The following is a 14,452-nucleotide window of genomic DNA, read 5'->3' as shown; positions in this document are numbered from 1 at the left end:
GGGGTGTGTGGTAGAGGAGGTGACGCACCACAGCACCCTCTTTGGTTTTCCTTTTTCTCTGAGCCCCCTCCCCCCCCCCCCCCCCCCCCCTTCGCCCCCCCCCCCCCCCCCCCCGCGAGGGTCAGGCGGCGGGGAGGATCCGGACGTCGTCCGCCTTCACGAAGGCGATCCGGTGTCCGAACTGGATTTGGACGTACCTGGTCTTGCCCTTGACGACCACGTGGTTCGCCGGATCGAACGTGGTCGCCGAGTAGTACTCGGAGCCGAGCAGGTTGCCGAGCGAGTACCGCTGCCCGGCCGAGAACGTGTACGGCAGCGGGACGACCTGCTGCGCCGGCACATTCGCCGGGTACGCCTCCGCCTCCGGATACGCGCGTCCGAAGACCGGCACGGTCGCCAGTCCGGGCTTCGGCGTGACGACCAGGCCGAACGCCGGGCTCGTCGTGCGCTGGTCGCGGAACCAGCCCTTCTGGCCGAGGTACCAGATCGCCGTCCAGCCGTCACGCCGCTCGGCGACCACGTACCGCTGGCCGGTCTCCGCCCGGCTGCCGATGTCGGAGACGGCCATCGTGCTCGACGAACCGTCCGGGCGCAGGCCGATGTCCTTGAGCAGCGGCGCCGAGTCGTTCGGCTCGCTGCGCAGCACGACCGAACCCGAACCCCTTGCCGGGCAAGGCTTTCCGGCGGTCTCGCAGCCGGTGAACGCGGGCTTGTTCGTGGCGAAGTCCGGCGTGATGGTCACCAGCGGCGAGCCGGGGCGGCCGAAACCGGACAGCGGCGCGCCCATCAGGTCGAAGTAGTGCGCCCAGTCCCAATACGGGCCCGGATCCCAGTGCATGCCCTTGATGGTCGAGGGGATCGTGCCCGGCACGTTGTCGTGGCCGAGGATGTGCGCGCGGTCGAGCGGGATGTCGTACTTCCGCGCGAGGTAGCCGACGAGCTTCGCGGAGGTGCGGTACATCGCCTCCGTGTACCAAGTGCCCTTCGCGGCGAAGCCCTCGTGCTCGATGCCGACGGACTTCGCGTTGACGTACCAGTTGCCCGCGTGCCAGGCGACGTCCTTGGTCGGCACGTGCTGCGCGATCTGACCGTCGGACGAGCGGATCGTGTAGTGCCAGCTCACGTACGTCGGGTCGGTGACAAGGTCCATCGCCGTGTCCCAATAGCCCTCGGTGTCGTGGATGATGATGTATTCGACCTTTTGGCTCTTCGGCCGGTTCGCCTTGTCGTGGTTGCCGTAGTCGTTGTCCGGCAACTCCTGGTACGGCGCCGGCACCGAAAGGCACGAGACCGTCTTCGGGCACTCCGTCTTCGGGTTCTCGGCCTTGGCGCGCACGGGGCTCGTCGGTGTCGCGGCGAGGGTGACGTTCTGACCGTCGTCGGTCGTGCGGCTGACGCCCTTGGAGATGGTGTCGAAGACTTCGTCGGCGAAGGACTGCGCTCCCACCGCGTCCTTCGCGCCGCTGTAGCGCGCGACGGCGGCCTTCCAGTCGCCGGTTTCGCGCTGGTACTTCGCCAGCAGAGCGGCGCCACCGCGGATGTTCTGGGTGGTGTCCGCGCGCAGCGTCGCGACGTCCTGCCCGATCAGCGCGGCCGCCTCGTCGATGGTCTGGAGGCCGGGCGGGGGAGGCTTCGGCGCCGGTGTCGCCGGGAGTTTCGCGCGGCGGGCGTCGTCTCCACGCGGATCCTCCTCGCCTTCGTCGTGATGCGTGCCTGTGCCCGCTTCGCGCAGGTCGGTCAGGTGCATCGGGCCGTAGCCGGCGGACGTGCTCGGAGTGCCGGCGTTGAAGTCCCAGCGCGACTCCAGGAACGAGACGCCGAGCAGGACGTTCTCGGGAACGCCGAACTCCCGCGCGGCGGCCGCGAAGTCCCCCTGCCGCTGCTGGTCCGCAGGGGTGGCTTCGGCGGGCACGGCGGCGAGAAGGCCGGCGGCGAGGGCTAGGACCGCGAGTCCGGCGGTCCGTTTGGACCGGCGCCGGAGCGGCTCGAGGGCGACAGGACGGAAGGGACGCGGCATGGGCGTGAACCCCCAGTGACTAGGTCTGGTGAACAGGACCGACCCCAATGGTCGGAACCTAACCAGAAACCGGCCTGCTCCGTAAGGTCCCTCCGGATCGCGTTCAGGGGGCTGAACGCGATCCGGTGGCAAGGTGGGGGCATGACTGGGGTGAAGGAGCTTCTGCAGGAGAAGGACCATGTCTTCCTCGACTTCGACGGTCCGGTGTGCGACGTGTTCGCCAGGTTCCCGGCGAGTGAGGTGGCGGACAGGCTCAAGCGCCTGGTCGGACCCGATCTGCCCGCCGAGGTGAACGCCTCCGCCGATCCGTTCGACGTGCTCCGATACGCGGCCTCGTGCGGTCCGAACGCCGCGCACGTCGTCGAGCGGCAGCTCAACCGCCTGGAGGGGGAGGCGGTCGCGCTGACCTCGCCGGCGCCCGGTGTCGCGGAAGTCCTTCGCGAGTGGGTCGCCCAGGGGTTCACGGTGACGATCGTGAGCAACAACTCCGTCGACGCGATCCGGTCCTTCCTCGCGCTGCACGAACTCGCCGAACAGGTGCGCGGGATCAGCGCGCGGATGACGAGCGACCCCGCGCGGTTGAAGCCTCAGCCGACGCTCCTCGACGCCGCGGTGAAGGCTCTCGGCACTTCACCTCGGCAGTGCGTCATGGTCGGCGACTCGGCCGCCGACATCTTGGCCGCTCGCGCCGCCGGTGTCGCTTCGATCGCTCTCGCGACCACACCGGCGAAGCACAGGACCCTCGCCGCCGTCGGCCCCGATGCCCTGGTGACCGACCTCGCCGACTTGCGTTTCGCGGGCTAAACGCGATCCGGCGTGGTCTGGCGACCAAAACGCCCGGTCAGGCGCTCGGAGTCAAGGTGAGGGGACCCTGCTTGCGGAGCTGGCACTCACATGGCTAGAGTGCTAATTGCACGGCCCGAACACGCCCCGGCACCCGCGACGGCGGGGGTGGTAGGAGCCGTAACTCATCCTGCCAACGCTTTCGACGACCGTGGAGGTCAACCCGGTGAGCGTGAACATCAAGCCGCTCGAGGACAAGATCGTTGTCCAGACGAGTGAGGCCGAGGAGACGACCGCTTCCGGCCTCGTCATCCCCGACACCGCCAAGGAGAAGCCCCAGGAGGGCAAGGTTCTGGCCGTTGGCCCGGGCCGCATCGACGACAAGGGCAACCGCGTCCCGCTCGACGTTTCCGTCGGCGACGTCGTCATCTACTCCAAGTACGGCGGCACCGAAGTGAAGTACAACGGTGAGGACTACTTGATCCTCTCCGCCCGCGACGTGCTGGCCGTCATCAACTGACGTCCGCTCTCAGCGCATGACGCCCCGGGCCCCGCATTGCCGGGGACCGGGGCGTTCGTGTTTTCCGAGCTTTAGAACTGGAAGGTAAGCGGAACACGCCATGCCCAAGCAGATCAGTTTCGACGAGGACGCTCGTCGCGCGCTCGAGCGCGGGGTGAACAAGCTCGCCGACGCGGTCAAGGTCACCCTCGGCCCGCGCGGACGCCACGTCGTACTCGACAAGAAGTTCGGCGGCCCGACCATCACCCTCGACGGCGTCACCGTCGCTCGCGAGATCGAGCTCGACGACCCGTTCGAGAACCTCGGTGCCCAGCTCGCCAAGAGCGTCGCCACCAAGACCAACGACGTAGCCGGTGACGGCACCACGACCGCGACCGTGCTCGCGCAGTCGCTGGTGAAGGTCGGCCTGCGCAACGTCGCCGCCGGCGCCAACCCGACCGCGGTCGGTCGCGGCATCGAGGCCGCCGCGGAGAAGGTCATCGCGGTGCTCAAGGAGAAGGCGACCCCGGTCAAGGGCCGCGACAACATCGCCCAGGTCGGCACCGTCACCTCGCGTGACGCGGCCATCGGCGCCCTGCTCGGCGAGGCCGTCGAGCGGGTCGGCGAAGACGGTGTCATCACGATCGAGGAGTCGTCCACGCTGGCGACCGAACTCGTGATCACCGAGGGTGTGCAGTTCGACAAGGGTTTCCTGTCGGCGCACTTCGCGACCAACCCGGAGGAGCAGAAGGCGATCCTCGAGGACGCCTACATCCTGCTGGTCCGCGAGAAGATCTCGGCGCTGGCCGACCTGCTCCCGGTGCTGGAGAAGGTCGTCGAGGCCAAGAAGTCGCTGCTGATCATCGCCGAGGACGTCGACGGCGAAGCGCTGTCGACCCTCGTGGTGAACTCGCTGCGCAAGACGATCACGGCCGTCGCGGTCAAGGCGCCGTTCTTCGGTGACCGCCGCAAGGCGTTCCTGGACGACCTCGCGGTCGTCACCGGCGGCGAGGTCATCTCGGCCGAGATCGGGCACAAGCTGTCCGAGACCACGGTCGCCCAGCTGGGCAGCGCCCGCCGGATCGTCGTCACCAAGGACGACACCACGCTCGTCGACGGTGGCGGCACCAAGGACGACCTCGCCGCACGCGTCGCGCAGATCCGCAAGGAGATCGAGAACACCGACTCCGACTGGGACCGCGAAAAGCTGCAGGAGCGGCTGGCGAAGCTCGGCGGCGGTGTCGCGGTGATCAAGGTCGGCGCGGCCACCGAGACCGAGCTGAACGAGCGGAAGCACCGCATCGAGGACGCCGTGGCTTCGACCAAGGCGGCCGTCGAAGAGGGCATCCTGCCCGGCGGTGGCTCGGCGCTCGTGCACGCGGTCAAGGAGCTCGACGGCGGCCTCGGCCTCGAGGGCGACGAAGCGACCGGTGTGCGCATCGTCCGCGACGCGCTGTCCGCCCCGCTGTTCTGGATCGCGACCAACGCGGGCTACGAGGGTGCGGTCATCGTGAACAAGGTCCAGGAGCAGAGCTGGGGCCACGGCTTCAACGCCGCCACCGGTGAGCTCACCGACCTGCTGGCCGCCGGCATCGTCGACCCGGTCAAGGTGACCCGGTCCGCGGTGGCGAACGCCGCTTCCATCGCCCGGCTCGTGCTCACGACGGAGAGCTCCATCGTCGAGAAGCCGGTCGAGGCGGAGCCCGCCGCGGCCGGTCACGGCCACGCGCACTAGTTCCACCCCTCGAAGCGGGGCGGTACTCCCTCCGGAGTGCCGCCCCGTTTTGCTGTCCCGGCCCCCTTGTCGGAGCGACTTTAGCGGGCTAATCGCGATCCGGTGGCAGGGGAGCGCGACCGCGGGCGGAGCGACTTTAGCGGGCTAATCGCGATCCGGACGGCGGCGGCGCGGCGGCCGGGCAGACCGCGTTTAGCCCGCTAAACGCGGTCCGGCGACGTAGGTACCCAGGCCCGGGCGGAGCGACTTTAGCGGGCTAAAGGCGATCCGATGGCCGGGACGCGGAAGGGCGGCACCCCACCCGGATGCCGCCCTTCCGCGTCGCCGATTCGGCCGGATCAGCCGTTCGACATGCTCAAGGTGCGCTTGCCCGCCTTGATGATGTGCTCGCGTTCCGATTCCGACAGCCCGCCCCAGATCCCGTACGGCTCGTGCACGGCGAGCGCGTGGTTCCGGCACATGGCCAATACCGGGCAGGCCAGGCATACGGCTTTGGCCCTCGCCTCGCGTCGGGCTCTGGCCGGCCCCCGCTCGCCGTCAGGGTGAAAGAAGGACGCGCTGTCCATGCCTCGGCACGACCCTTCGAGCTGCCAGTCCCATACATCCGCGTTGGGCCCGGGGAGCCTGCGTGTGTCCGCCATCCTGACCGCCTCCGTCATCCGGTCGAAGCGTTTACCTGCTCTGCTGCGCTGCGGATACTCCATTCGGTGCAACGGCGGTAACGTTAGAAGCGCGCCAATACTTGTTCAAGCGATTCAAGACGATTCAGCCGTTAGGCATCCCCCGGATGTGTGAGCGGTACTTTTCGTTCCGGTTGCCCCGGTCCCTGCGTGCCTGGATATTGGGTCGAGTGGGATCTCGGATCAGCAGTGAAGAACCCACCCTGCCGGTGGCCTCGGTCGCTCGCCGGCTCGGGGTCGCACCGTCCACCCTGCGCACCTGGGACCGCAGATACGGCGTAGGACCGAGCCGCCACACCAACGGCCGTCACCGTCGCTACGGCAGTTCCGACATCGGCCGTCTCGAACTGATGCAGCGCGCGTTGCTCCGCGGTGCCTCGACGGCCGAAGCGGCGAAGTACGCGCTTGAGCAGATGCCCCGCACGGCGACGGCGCCTTCGGAGACCGCCGTGGTCCGAGTGGAGGAGCAGGCAGCCGCGCCGCCGACCGAGGATCACGACGTTCCGTCCCGGCTCGCCAGGCGGCTGAGCACGACCGCGCTCGCGATGGACTTCGGCGCGGTCCAGCGCATGCTCGCCGACACGATCCGCGAACTCGGTGTGCTGCCCGCGTGGACCGGCGTCTTGTCGCCGGTCCTGTCGGCGCTCGGCGCTCGCTGGCGCGGTGTCAGCGCCGGCGCGGAGGTCGAGTACCTGCTCGCCGAATGCGTGTACGCGGCCCTCGTCCGCGCGACGCCGGTGCTCCGCGAGCCGCGTAACCAACGGCCGGTCCTGTTGACCTGCGTGCCGGACGAGCGCGACAACCTGCCCATGTACGCGCTCGCCGCGGCGCTCGCGGGACGCCGGATCGGTGCCCAGCTGTTCGGCGCCTCCCTGCCGGCCGAGGTGCTCGCGGTGACCGTCCGCCGCAGCGTCCCGGCGGCGGTGGTGCTGTGGTCGGGGCGGCGTGCGACCGCGGATCCGCGCCTGTTCGCCAGGGTGTCGCGCGGCCGTCAGCGCAGCAGGATGTTCGCCTGCGGACCGGGCTGGGATCCCGCCACGCTCCCGGACAAGATCGAACTGCTCGGCGAACTGACGACCGCCGCCGACCGGATCGAGCACGTTCTTGTCGGTGCGAGGCGATAGAAAGGACGCATGGAAGCGTCCTTGCGGTCCGCCGCGTTCGGCGACGGCGTGCCGCCGCCGAACTCCTTCGCGGTGCCCGCGTCGCCTCGCGGACGGTTGCTCGCCGCGATCGGGCTCGGTGCCCGCGGCCGGTACGCGGCGGCGGCCACGCTGCTGAACGGGTTGCGCGCGAGCGAGGATCCGGTGCTCGCGTCGCTGGCCGCCAGCACGCTGGCGTCGCATCGACGGCAGCTGGGCGGGCACGCGGCGGCGCTCGTCCTCGACGGCGAGGCGCTCGCTCAGGTGATCTCGGAGCCACGACGTGAACCCGACCCCGACGGTCTGGACGCCGAGGGCGCGCGGGCGGACGCGCTCCTCGGTCTCGCGGCGGACAATCTCGGGCGTGGTCGGCTGACCGCCGCCCGGCGGCTGCTGGCCCGTGCGGAGGTGCACACCGGCAACTGGCGGACCCGGACCAGGGCCGGTTGGGTGGGCGCGGAAATCGAACTGGCGAGTAATATCTCCGCCGCGGGGATCGCACCTGCGGAAAGGGCGCTGGAAACGGCGCGGGCGCGGGGCGCGTCCCGGCACGTCGTCAAATCACAGCTTGTACTCGGCGTGACGATCGTGAATGCCGGTTCCGCTGAGCGGGACCGCGCGAAAGCGCTGGTCGAGAGCGCGCGGGAAACCGCCGATAAATACGAATTCAATTCACTTCTGTGGGTGGCGTGCCTGGTGTCGGCCGACTTCGCGGCGGGACACGCCGATGAGTATCGATTCAGAGGGGCCGAACTGTTGCACGCAGTGTTACGGCACGCAGATCCTTGCGGGAGGCGGCTCGCACGGGAATCTCCGTGGGTCCCGGGCTGAGGGCGTCTAGCCTGTTGGAGGGCCCATTCCGGCAACCGGGCTAAGAACTTTCAAAAAAAGCCACCGGATCGTGTCAAGGTTCGGGCTAAAGCGTCCGATAGGGGAAGTGGAATGTCACCCGGCTGCAGGAAGGAAACCCCGTGACGACGGTCTTGATCTGCGACGACCGACGCAGTGTCCGCGAAGGGCTCACTCGAGTGATGTCCGCGGTACCAGGGGTCAGTCGCATCGACTGCGTAGCGCACGGTGACGAGCTGCTGGCCCGGTACTCCCGTCAGCCGGTCGACGTCGTGCTGGTCGGAACCCAGCGCGCCGTGCCGACTGGCGTCGAAGCCACCCGGCGGCTCGTCTCGGCGAACCCCAAGCGAACGTGATCGTGTTCGGCGCCCCGGACGACGCGGGCAGTATCGCCGCGGCCATCGCCGGCGGTGCTCGCGGCTACCTGCGCTGGGACGCCTCGCGTCCCGAGCTGGTCGCCGCACTGGCTCACACGCTCGCCAGCACCTCGGTGCCGGCGCCGCGTCAGCCGTCCGACCCCGGCGTCCAGCTCACCGAGCGCGAACTCCAGGTGCTCCGCGGGATGAGCCAGGGCAAGAGCAACGGACAGATCGGCCGCGAGCTGTACCTGTCCGAAGACACCGTGAAGACCCACGCGCGCCGCTTGTTCCGCAAGCTCGGCGTTCGAGACCGCGCACAGGCGGTCGCCCACGGATTCCGCCGTGGACTTGTTTCCTGACAACGCTTTCTTGATTTCATCGCTGAGATTGCACAACGGGTGACGAACGGGCCGGGGGTGTACCCCTGGCCCGTACCTGTGTTCCCCGTCACGCTTCGTGCCTTAACGTTCACCGCTCGGGCACGCTGGCCCGAGCGTGTCCACCTCCGGGTGGACCGTCGTACCCCACTGCGTTCCGGCTCGTGGAAAGTTCGATTACGAGCGAAGGGGACCAGCAAGACCCTGGTTCAGCGCGCTCGCCGGAAGGTCGGCGCGCCGATGACGGCCGTCAGCGAAGGCGGCGGGCCCGGGCGGTACGGTAGCTGTCACCGGTAGTGGTCTCCGAAGTCACACGCCGGACTCTTTGCACGCCTATACGTAACACTGGGACTGTTGTCTGCGATGGCCAATGTGGGGGACGGACTGGATGAGCCGGTCGCCGCTGCTGTTGAGGGTGATCCTCAAGCGGTCGAGCGGTTGCTGGCGGCCATCCGTCCTTTGGTAGTGCGGTACTGCCGCGCTCGGGTTGGCAGGCAGGAGCGTTCGTTCGCTTCCGCAGACGACGTTGCTCAGGAGGTGTGTCTCGCGGTGCTCACGGCATTGCCTTCGTACCGTGATCAGGGTCGCCCGTTCCTGGCCTTCGTCTACGGGATCGCCCAGCACAAGGTGGCCGACGCGCATCGCGCCGCGGCCCGCAACCGCGCCGAGCCGGTCGCCGAAGTCCCCGACGAGGTCGAGGGCGACGTCGGTCCCGAGCAGCGTGCCCTCCAGGGCGAGCTGAACGAGCGCATGTCGCAGCTGCTGCGCGTACTTCCCGACAAACAGCGTGAGATCGTGGTCCTGCGGGTGGTCGTGGGGTTGTCCGCCGAAGAGACGGCCGAGGCCGTGGGGTCCACCCCCGGCGCCGTCCGGGTGGCCCAGCATCGCGCCCTCGCGCGCCTACGTAAGGTTCTGGCCGCTGAGGAGGTGATCTGAGTGACCGATCGCGACCATCGGTTCTCCCCTGGGACCGATCGTGAACTGACGGCTTTCGACAGAGGGCTGACGCCCTCGGAAGCCGAGTTCGCAGCTGATCTGTCGGCCGTCCAGGCCGATGACGCGCTGCTCGACGCCCTCGGTGGCTCGGATCCGAGGATGGCCGACGACCTCGGCGATCAGGAGCTCAACGCGCTGCTGCTGGCCTGGCGGCGGGACATCGACAGCGAACCGCTCGCGGAACTCGTCGACGTCGACACCGCCGTCGTCACCGTGAAGACCGCCGCGCTCGCCCGCAAACACGGGGGAAGACGCCGGCTGCTGGTCCCGGTGGCCGCCGCCGCGGCCGTCCTGGCCATCGCCTTCGCCGGTACCGGTCTCGCCGCGAAGGACGCGCAGCCTGGTGACACGCTCTGGGGACTGACCAAGGTGCTTTACGCCGACCACGCCCGGTCGGTCGAGGCCGCCGCGGCGGTCAAACTCGATCTCGAAAAGGCGAACCTCGCGCTCGCCGGCGGTCGCCTCGACGACGCGCGCAAAGCGCTCGACGAGGCACAGGCCGCGCTGAGTCAGGTGACCGACGAAGAGAACCGCGACCAGCTGCTCGAACAGCACCGCCAGTTGAGTGCTCAGCTGCAGAACCCCGGACAACAGCCGTTGCCCCCGGATCAGCGGTCGCCGTCGCAGACCCCGGTCGCGACCACGCCTCAGCTCACGCCGAAGCCGACTCCCGCGCCGACGTCGCTGCCCGGAGGCGGCAACCCCGGCACGACTCTGCCGGGCACCACGACTCCCTCGCCGACTCCGCCGACCTCATCCAGCGAACCGCCGCCGCCCACGACGTCGACGACACCGCCGGCCTCGGGGAACGATCCCGGTGGCTCGCGGAACGAGCCGTCGCCCGGTGCCGGAGCGCAGGTGCCCGCCGCGGGCGAGACGACGTAACACCCCGAAAACGCCGAAGGGCCTGGTGAGATCGCTCTCACCAGACCCTTCGTGTTGTCTCAAATCGCCTTTAGCCCGCTAAAGGCGATCGCCTTGAGCGGGCTAAACGCGATCAGTAGGCGCTCTCGTTGGCGGTGACACCGTCCGCGAACCCGCGGCAGTAGTCCCAGCTCACGTAGTCACCGGGGTTCGGATCGAACGCGGGCTCGTGCGGCCGCATCCGGCCGTCGGCGAGCAACTGCTCGAGACTGGCGCGCAGCAGATGCCAGTCGTGGTAGTGGGGTTCGTCGCATTCACCGCAGTCGACCACGATCCCGCGTACCCCGCGCGGTTCGAGAAGCGCCTGGTAGACAGCGAGATCGGAGAGATCGGCCAGCAACTCGGTGCGCTCTTCGTCGCTGATCGGCTCGTCGAGCCGGTCAGCGTCGTCGATGAACGCGCGGGCCGGGTCGTCCGGGTCATCCGCGAACGGGTCTGGGGGCAACGCATCTTGCGGCACGCCTGCACGCTACCGGGCGCCCACCCGGGCCGGGCGGCCGCCCGGCCCGGATATCATGAGGGGCAGGCCCTCGCCGTGATGCAAACAGCTACGGCGGCTCCCCCTCAACACCGCCAGGAAGGCCCTTCGCCTGCTATGTCCAGCGACAGCGTCACCGCCCCCGTCCCGAGCAAGTTCGCCATGCTCGGGCTGACCTTCGACGACGTGCTGCTGCTGCCGGCCGAGTCCGACGTGGTGCCCAGTGCGGTCAGCACCCGCACCCGGCTCTCCCGCAACGTCACCCTGAACATCCCGCTGGTCTCCGCCGCCATGGACACGGTCACCGAAGGCCGGATGGCGATCGCGATGGCGCGCCAGGGCGGAATGGGCGTGCTGCAGCGCAACCTGCCGATCGACGACCAGGCCGCCGCCGTCGAGGTCGTGAAGCGCTCTGAGGCGGGCATGGTGACCGACCCGGTCACCTGCTCGCCCGAGGACACCCTCGCCGAGGTCGACGCGCTGTGCGCGCGGTTCCGGATCTCCGGGGTGCCGGTGACGGACGCCGCCGGAAGCCTGGTGGGCATCATCACCAACCGCGACATGCGGTTCGAGGTCGACCACACCCGTGCGGTGCACGAGGTGATGACGAAGCCGCCGCTGGTCACCGCGCAGGTCGGGGTCACCGCGGAGGCCGCGCTCGGCCTGTTGCGCCGCCACAAGATCGAGAAGTTGCCGATCGTCGACGGCGCCGGCAAGCTGCGCGGGCTGATCACGGTCAAGGACTTCGTCAAGACCGAGCAGTACCCTAACGCCTCCAAGGACACCAACGGCCGCCTGATCGTCGGCGCCGCCGTCGGCGTCGGCCCGGACGGGCACAAACGGGCGATGGCGCTGGCCGACGCCGGGGTCGACGTGCTGATGGTGGACACCGCGCACGGGCACTCCCGCGCCGTCGTCGAGACCGTCGCGCTGCTGAAGAAGGAACTGGGCGACACCGTCGACATCGTCGGCGGCAACGTCGCGACCCGGGCCGGCGCGCAGGCGCTGGTGGAGGCGGGCGCGGACGGGATCAAGGTCGGCGTCGGCCCCGGTTCCATCTGCACCACCCGCATCGTCGCCGGGGTCGGCGTGCCGCAGATCTCCGCGATCTACGAGGCCGACCAGGCGGCGCGCCCCGCCGGGATCCCGGTGATCGGCGACGGCGGCATCCAGTACTCGGGCGACATCGCGAAGGCGCTCGCGTCCGGCGCGTCCACCGTGATGCTCGGCAGCCTGCTCGCGGGCACCGCCGAATCGCCTGGTGACCTGATCCTGGTCAACGGCAAGCAGTTCAAGACCTACCGCGGGATGGGCTCGCTGGGCGCCATGCAGTCGCGCGGCCAGGCGAAGTCCTACTCGAAGGACCGCTACGCGCAGGACGACGTGCTGAGCGAGGACAAACTGGTCCCCGAGGGCATCGAAGGACGGATCCCGTTCCGCGGGCCGCTCGCGAACGTCGTCCACCAGCTGGTGGGCGGGCTGCGGTCGGGTATGGGCTACGCGGGCGCGTCGACGATCCCCGAGCTGCAAGAGGCGCAGCTGGTGCGGATCACCGCGGCGGGGCTCAAGGAGAGCCACCCGCACGACGTCACGATGACCGTCGAGGCGCCGAACTACACCACCCGGTAGTCCGCCCCTTAAGACACTTACGCGTTCGGTTCCGTTCTCGGGAGACTTGGTCCGCTGATCAAGTCTCCTGGGAGGAACTGATGTCGTTCACTTCGCGGCGCACCGCGCTGGCCGTCTTCGCCGCCGCGGCCCTCGGGCTCGGCGGCGGGGTGGCGGCTTCCGCCGTCCCCACCGCTTCCGCCGCGCCTTCCGCACCCGAGGCCGCCGCTCTCCAGGCGTCTCCGGGTGAGCTGTGGAAGCGCACCGAGCTGTACTTCGGCACGACGAAGCCGGGCGGCGGGGAGCTGACCGACGCCGAGTTCACCGCGTTCACCGACAAGGCCGTCACGCCGAGGTTCCCGGACGGATTCACCGAGCTGACCGGGCGAGGCCAGTGGCGCGGTTCGGACGGGGTGATCTCGCGGGAGAAATCGAAGGTGATCATCGTCGTGTACCCGTTCAGCGACCGCGACGCGAACCGCGAGATCGAGGAGATCCGGACCGACTACAAGAAGGCCTTCGCGCAGGAATCCGTCCTCCGGACCGACTCCGTGGAGAAGGTCTCCTTCTGACCCTCCTGCCCCACCCGCGCGACTTTAGCGGGCTAAACGCGAAACGGGTGGGGCGAATGGGGCAGGAGTGACTTCGGGCCCGGTTCGGGTGCCCCGTGCGCAGGTCACCCACGCGGCCTAGCGACAATGGGGTGTAACGGTCGTCGGCGAGAAGGGACTTGACGTGCGGGATCTGGTCGAGATCGGCATGGGCCGCACCGCGCGGCGGGCGTATGACCTCGATGACGTGGAGATCGTGCCGTCGCGGCGCACCCGGTCGTCGTCGGTCGTGTCCACCGCCTGGCAGATCGACGCGTACCGGTTCGAGCTGCCGCTGGTCACCCACCCCACCGACGCGATCGTGTCGCCGGGAACCGCGGTGGCCGTCGGCGAGCTCGGCGGTCTGGGCGTCCTCAACGCCGAAGGGCTGTGGGCGCGGCACCCGAACGTCGAGGACGCGATCTTCCGCCTGGTCCGGGCGGCCGAGGACACCGAGGACCCGACCGCGATCGTGCGCGAGCTGCAGGAACTGCACTCCGCCCCGATCAGGCTGGACCTGCTGACCGAGGCGATCAAGACCGTCCGCGAGTCCGGGGTCACGGTGGCCGCGCGGGTCAGCCCGCAGCACGCCGCCGAGCTCACGCCGGACCTGCTCGCGGCCGGCGTCGAGATCCTCGTCGTGCAGGGCACGATCATCTCCGCCGAGCACGTCCAGCGGGACACCGAGCCGCTGGACCTGAAAGACTTCATCGGACGGCTCGACGTCCCGGTGATCGCGGGCGGCGTCAGCGACTACCGCACCGCGATGCACCTGATGCGCACCGGCGCGGCAGGCGTCATCGTCGGGCACGGGGCCAGCCGAGGCGTGACGAGCACCGACAGCGTGCTCGGGATCGGGACGCCGATGGCGACCGCGATCGTCGACGCCGCGGCCGCACGCCGCGACTACCTCGACGAGACCGGCGGCCGGTACGTCCACGTGCTCGCCGACGGCGGCATGAGCGTGTCCGGCGACATCGCCAAGGCCATCGCCTGCGGTGCCGACGCGGTCATGCTGGGCGCGCCGCTGGCCGCCGCCTCCGAGGCGCCGGGGCAGGGGCTGTATTGGACGTCGGCGGCCGCGCACCCGTCGCTGCCGCGTTCGCGCGTGGCGCTGGGGCCGGACTACGCCGTCGACCTGAAGACGCTGCTCTTCGGGCCGTCTTCGGACGCCGAGGGCGTCGTGAACCTCTTCGGCGCGCTTCGCCGCGCGATGGCGAAGACGGGCTACTCGGACCTGAAGGAGTTCCAGCGGGTCGGCCTGACCGTCCGCCGCTGACGCTCGCTCCCCGGCCCGGGGGGGGGGGGGGGGGGGGAAGGGGAGGGGGGGGGGGGGGTGGTTGCGCTGCCCCCCCCTCCCCCCCCACCCCCCTTTTTCCCCCTGGTTTCGTTTTGGCCCCCCAACAGCACCCGAG

13 protein-coding genes and 1 pseudogene are annotated in these 14,452 nt (G+C 69.6%); 11 read left to right on the top strand and 3 right to left on the bottom strand.

The features are described from left to right. Nucleotides 1-121: 121 nt before the first annotated feature. Nucleotides 122-2,017, bottom strand: coding sequence for an N-acetylmuramoyl-L-alanine amidase (locus tag ACZ6DT_RS27385; protein ID WP_465600341.1), 1,896 nt, complete (start codon nucleotides 2,015-2,017; stop codon nucleotides 122-124). A 141-nt stretch (nucleotides 2,018-2,158) separates the two neighbouring features. Between ACZ6DT_RS27385 and ACZ6DT_RS27380 the strand changes: the two genes are divergently transcribed. From ACZ6DT_RS27380 to groL, 3 genes are all read left to right on the top strand, one after another. After that, a complete protein-coding gene (locus ACZ6DT_RS27380) occupies nucleotides 2,159-2,821 on the top strand; it encodes an HAD family hydrolase (RefSeq protein ID WP_465600339.1) in 663 nt (220 codons plus the stop codon). 205 nt (nucleotides 2,822-3,026) lie between these two features. After that, a complete protein-coding gene (groES, locus tag ACZ6DT_RS27375; RefSeq protein WP_007031106.1) occupies nucleotides 3,027-3,320 on the top strand; it encodes a co-chaperone GroES in 294 nt (97 codons plus the stop codon). 100 nt (nucleotides 3,321-3,420) lie between these two features. After that, nucleotides 3,421-5,034, top strand: a complete 1,614-nt coding sequence (gene groL, locus ACZ6DT_RS27370; RefSeq protein WP_465600336.1) for a chaperonin GroEL — start codon at nucleotides 3,421-3,423, stop codon at nucleotides 5,032-5,034. A 338-nt stretch (nucleotides 5,035-5,372) separates the two neighbouring features. Here the strand turns inward: groL and ACZ6DT_RS27365 are convergent, their stop codons facing one another. Continuing rightward, a complete protein-coding gene (locus tag ACZ6DT_RS27365; RefSeq protein ID WP_465600333.1) occupies nucleotides 5,373-5,693 on the bottom strand; it encodes a WhiB family transcriptional regulator in 321 nt (106 codons plus the stop codon). A gap of 230 nt (nucleotides 5,694-5,923) precedes the next feature. Between ACZ6DT_RS27365 and ACZ6DT_RS27360 the strand changes: the two genes are divergently transcribed. The 5 genes and pseudogenes from ACZ6DT_RS27360 to ACZ6DT_RS27340 all read left to right on the top strand — a co-directional run bounded on the left by ACZ6DT_RS27360 (nucleotide 5,924) and on the right by ACZ6DT_RS27340 (nucleotide 10,322). After that, on the top strand, nucleotides 5,924-6,838 hold the full coding sequence (locus ACZ6DT_RS27360; protein WP_465600575.1) for a MerR family transcriptional regulator: 915 nt from the start codon (nucleotides 5,924-5,926) through the stop codon (nucleotides 6,836-6,838). Nucleotides 6,839-6,847: 9 nt separating this feature from the next. Then, nucleotides 6,848-7,687 carry a hypothetical protein gene (locus tag ACZ6DT_RS27355; RefSeq protein WP_465600331.1) on the top strand — a complete coding sequence of 280 codons (840 nt, stop codon included), beginning with the start codon at nucleotides 6,848-6,850 and terminating at the stop codon, nucleotides 7,685-7,687. Nucleotides 7,688-7,827: 140 nt separating this feature from the next. Continuing rightward, nucleotides 7,828-8,423: pseudogene (locus ACZ6DT_RS27350) on the top strand (response regulator transcription factor). A gap of 381 nt (nucleotides 8,424-8,804) precedes the next feature. Beyond that, complete coding sequence (locus tag ACZ6DT_RS27345) at nucleotides 8,805-9,377, top strand: sigma-70 family RNA polymerase sigma factor (protein WP_465600573.1); 573 nt, start codon at nucleotides 8,805-8,807, stop codon at nucleotides 9,375-9,377. After that, complete coding sequence (locus ACZ6DT_RS27340) at nucleotides 9,378-10,322, top strand: anti-sigma-D factor RsdA (protein ID WP_465600329.1); 945 nt, start codon at nucleotides 9,378-9,380, stop codon at nucleotides 10,320-10,322. Nucleotides 10,323-10,434: 112 nt separating this feature from the next. Here the strand turns inward: ACZ6DT_RS27340 and ACZ6DT_RS27335 are convergent, their stop codons facing one another. Then, nucleotides 10,435-10,821, bottom strand: a complete 387-nt coding sequence (locus ACZ6DT_RS27335) for a DUF5319 domain-containing protein (protein ID WP_005166667.1) — start codon at nucleotides 10,819-10,821, stop codon at nucleotides 10,435-10,437. Nucleotides 10,822-10,956: 135 nt separating this feature from the next. Here ACZ6DT_RS27335 and guaB point away from each other — a divergent pair, with 135 nt between their 5' ends. From guaB to ACZ6DT_RS27320, 3 genes are all read left to right on the top strand, one after another. Beyond that, the gene (gene guaB / locus ACZ6DT_RS27330) at nucleotides 10,957-12,468 is read left to right on the top strand and encodes an IMP dehydrogenase (RefSeq protein ID WP_465600326.1); all 1,512 of its coding nucleotides are present in this window, start codon (nucleotides 10,957-10,959) and stop codon (nucleotides 12,466-12,468) included. 80 nt (nucleotides 12,469-12,548) lie between these two features. Then, entirely contained in the window at nucleotides 12,549-13,019 is a 471-nt protein-coding gene (locus ACZ6DT_RS27325) for a DUF3574 domain-containing protein (RefSeq protein WP_465600323.1), read from the top strand. A gap of 163 nt (nucleotides 13,020-13,182) precedes the next feature. Next, nucleotides 13,183-14,316, top strand: a complete 1,134-nt coding sequence (locus tag ACZ6DT_RS27320; RefSeq protein WP_465600321.1) for a GuaB3 family IMP dehydrogenase-related protein — start codon at nucleotides 13,183-13,185, stop codon at nucleotides 14,314-14,316. Nucleotides 14,317-14,452 lie beyond the last annotated feature (136 nt).

The organism is Amycolatopsis sp. NPDC041971, from assembly GCF_055588925.1.
This window is presented reverse-complemented; position numbering and strand designations above follow the sequence as displayed.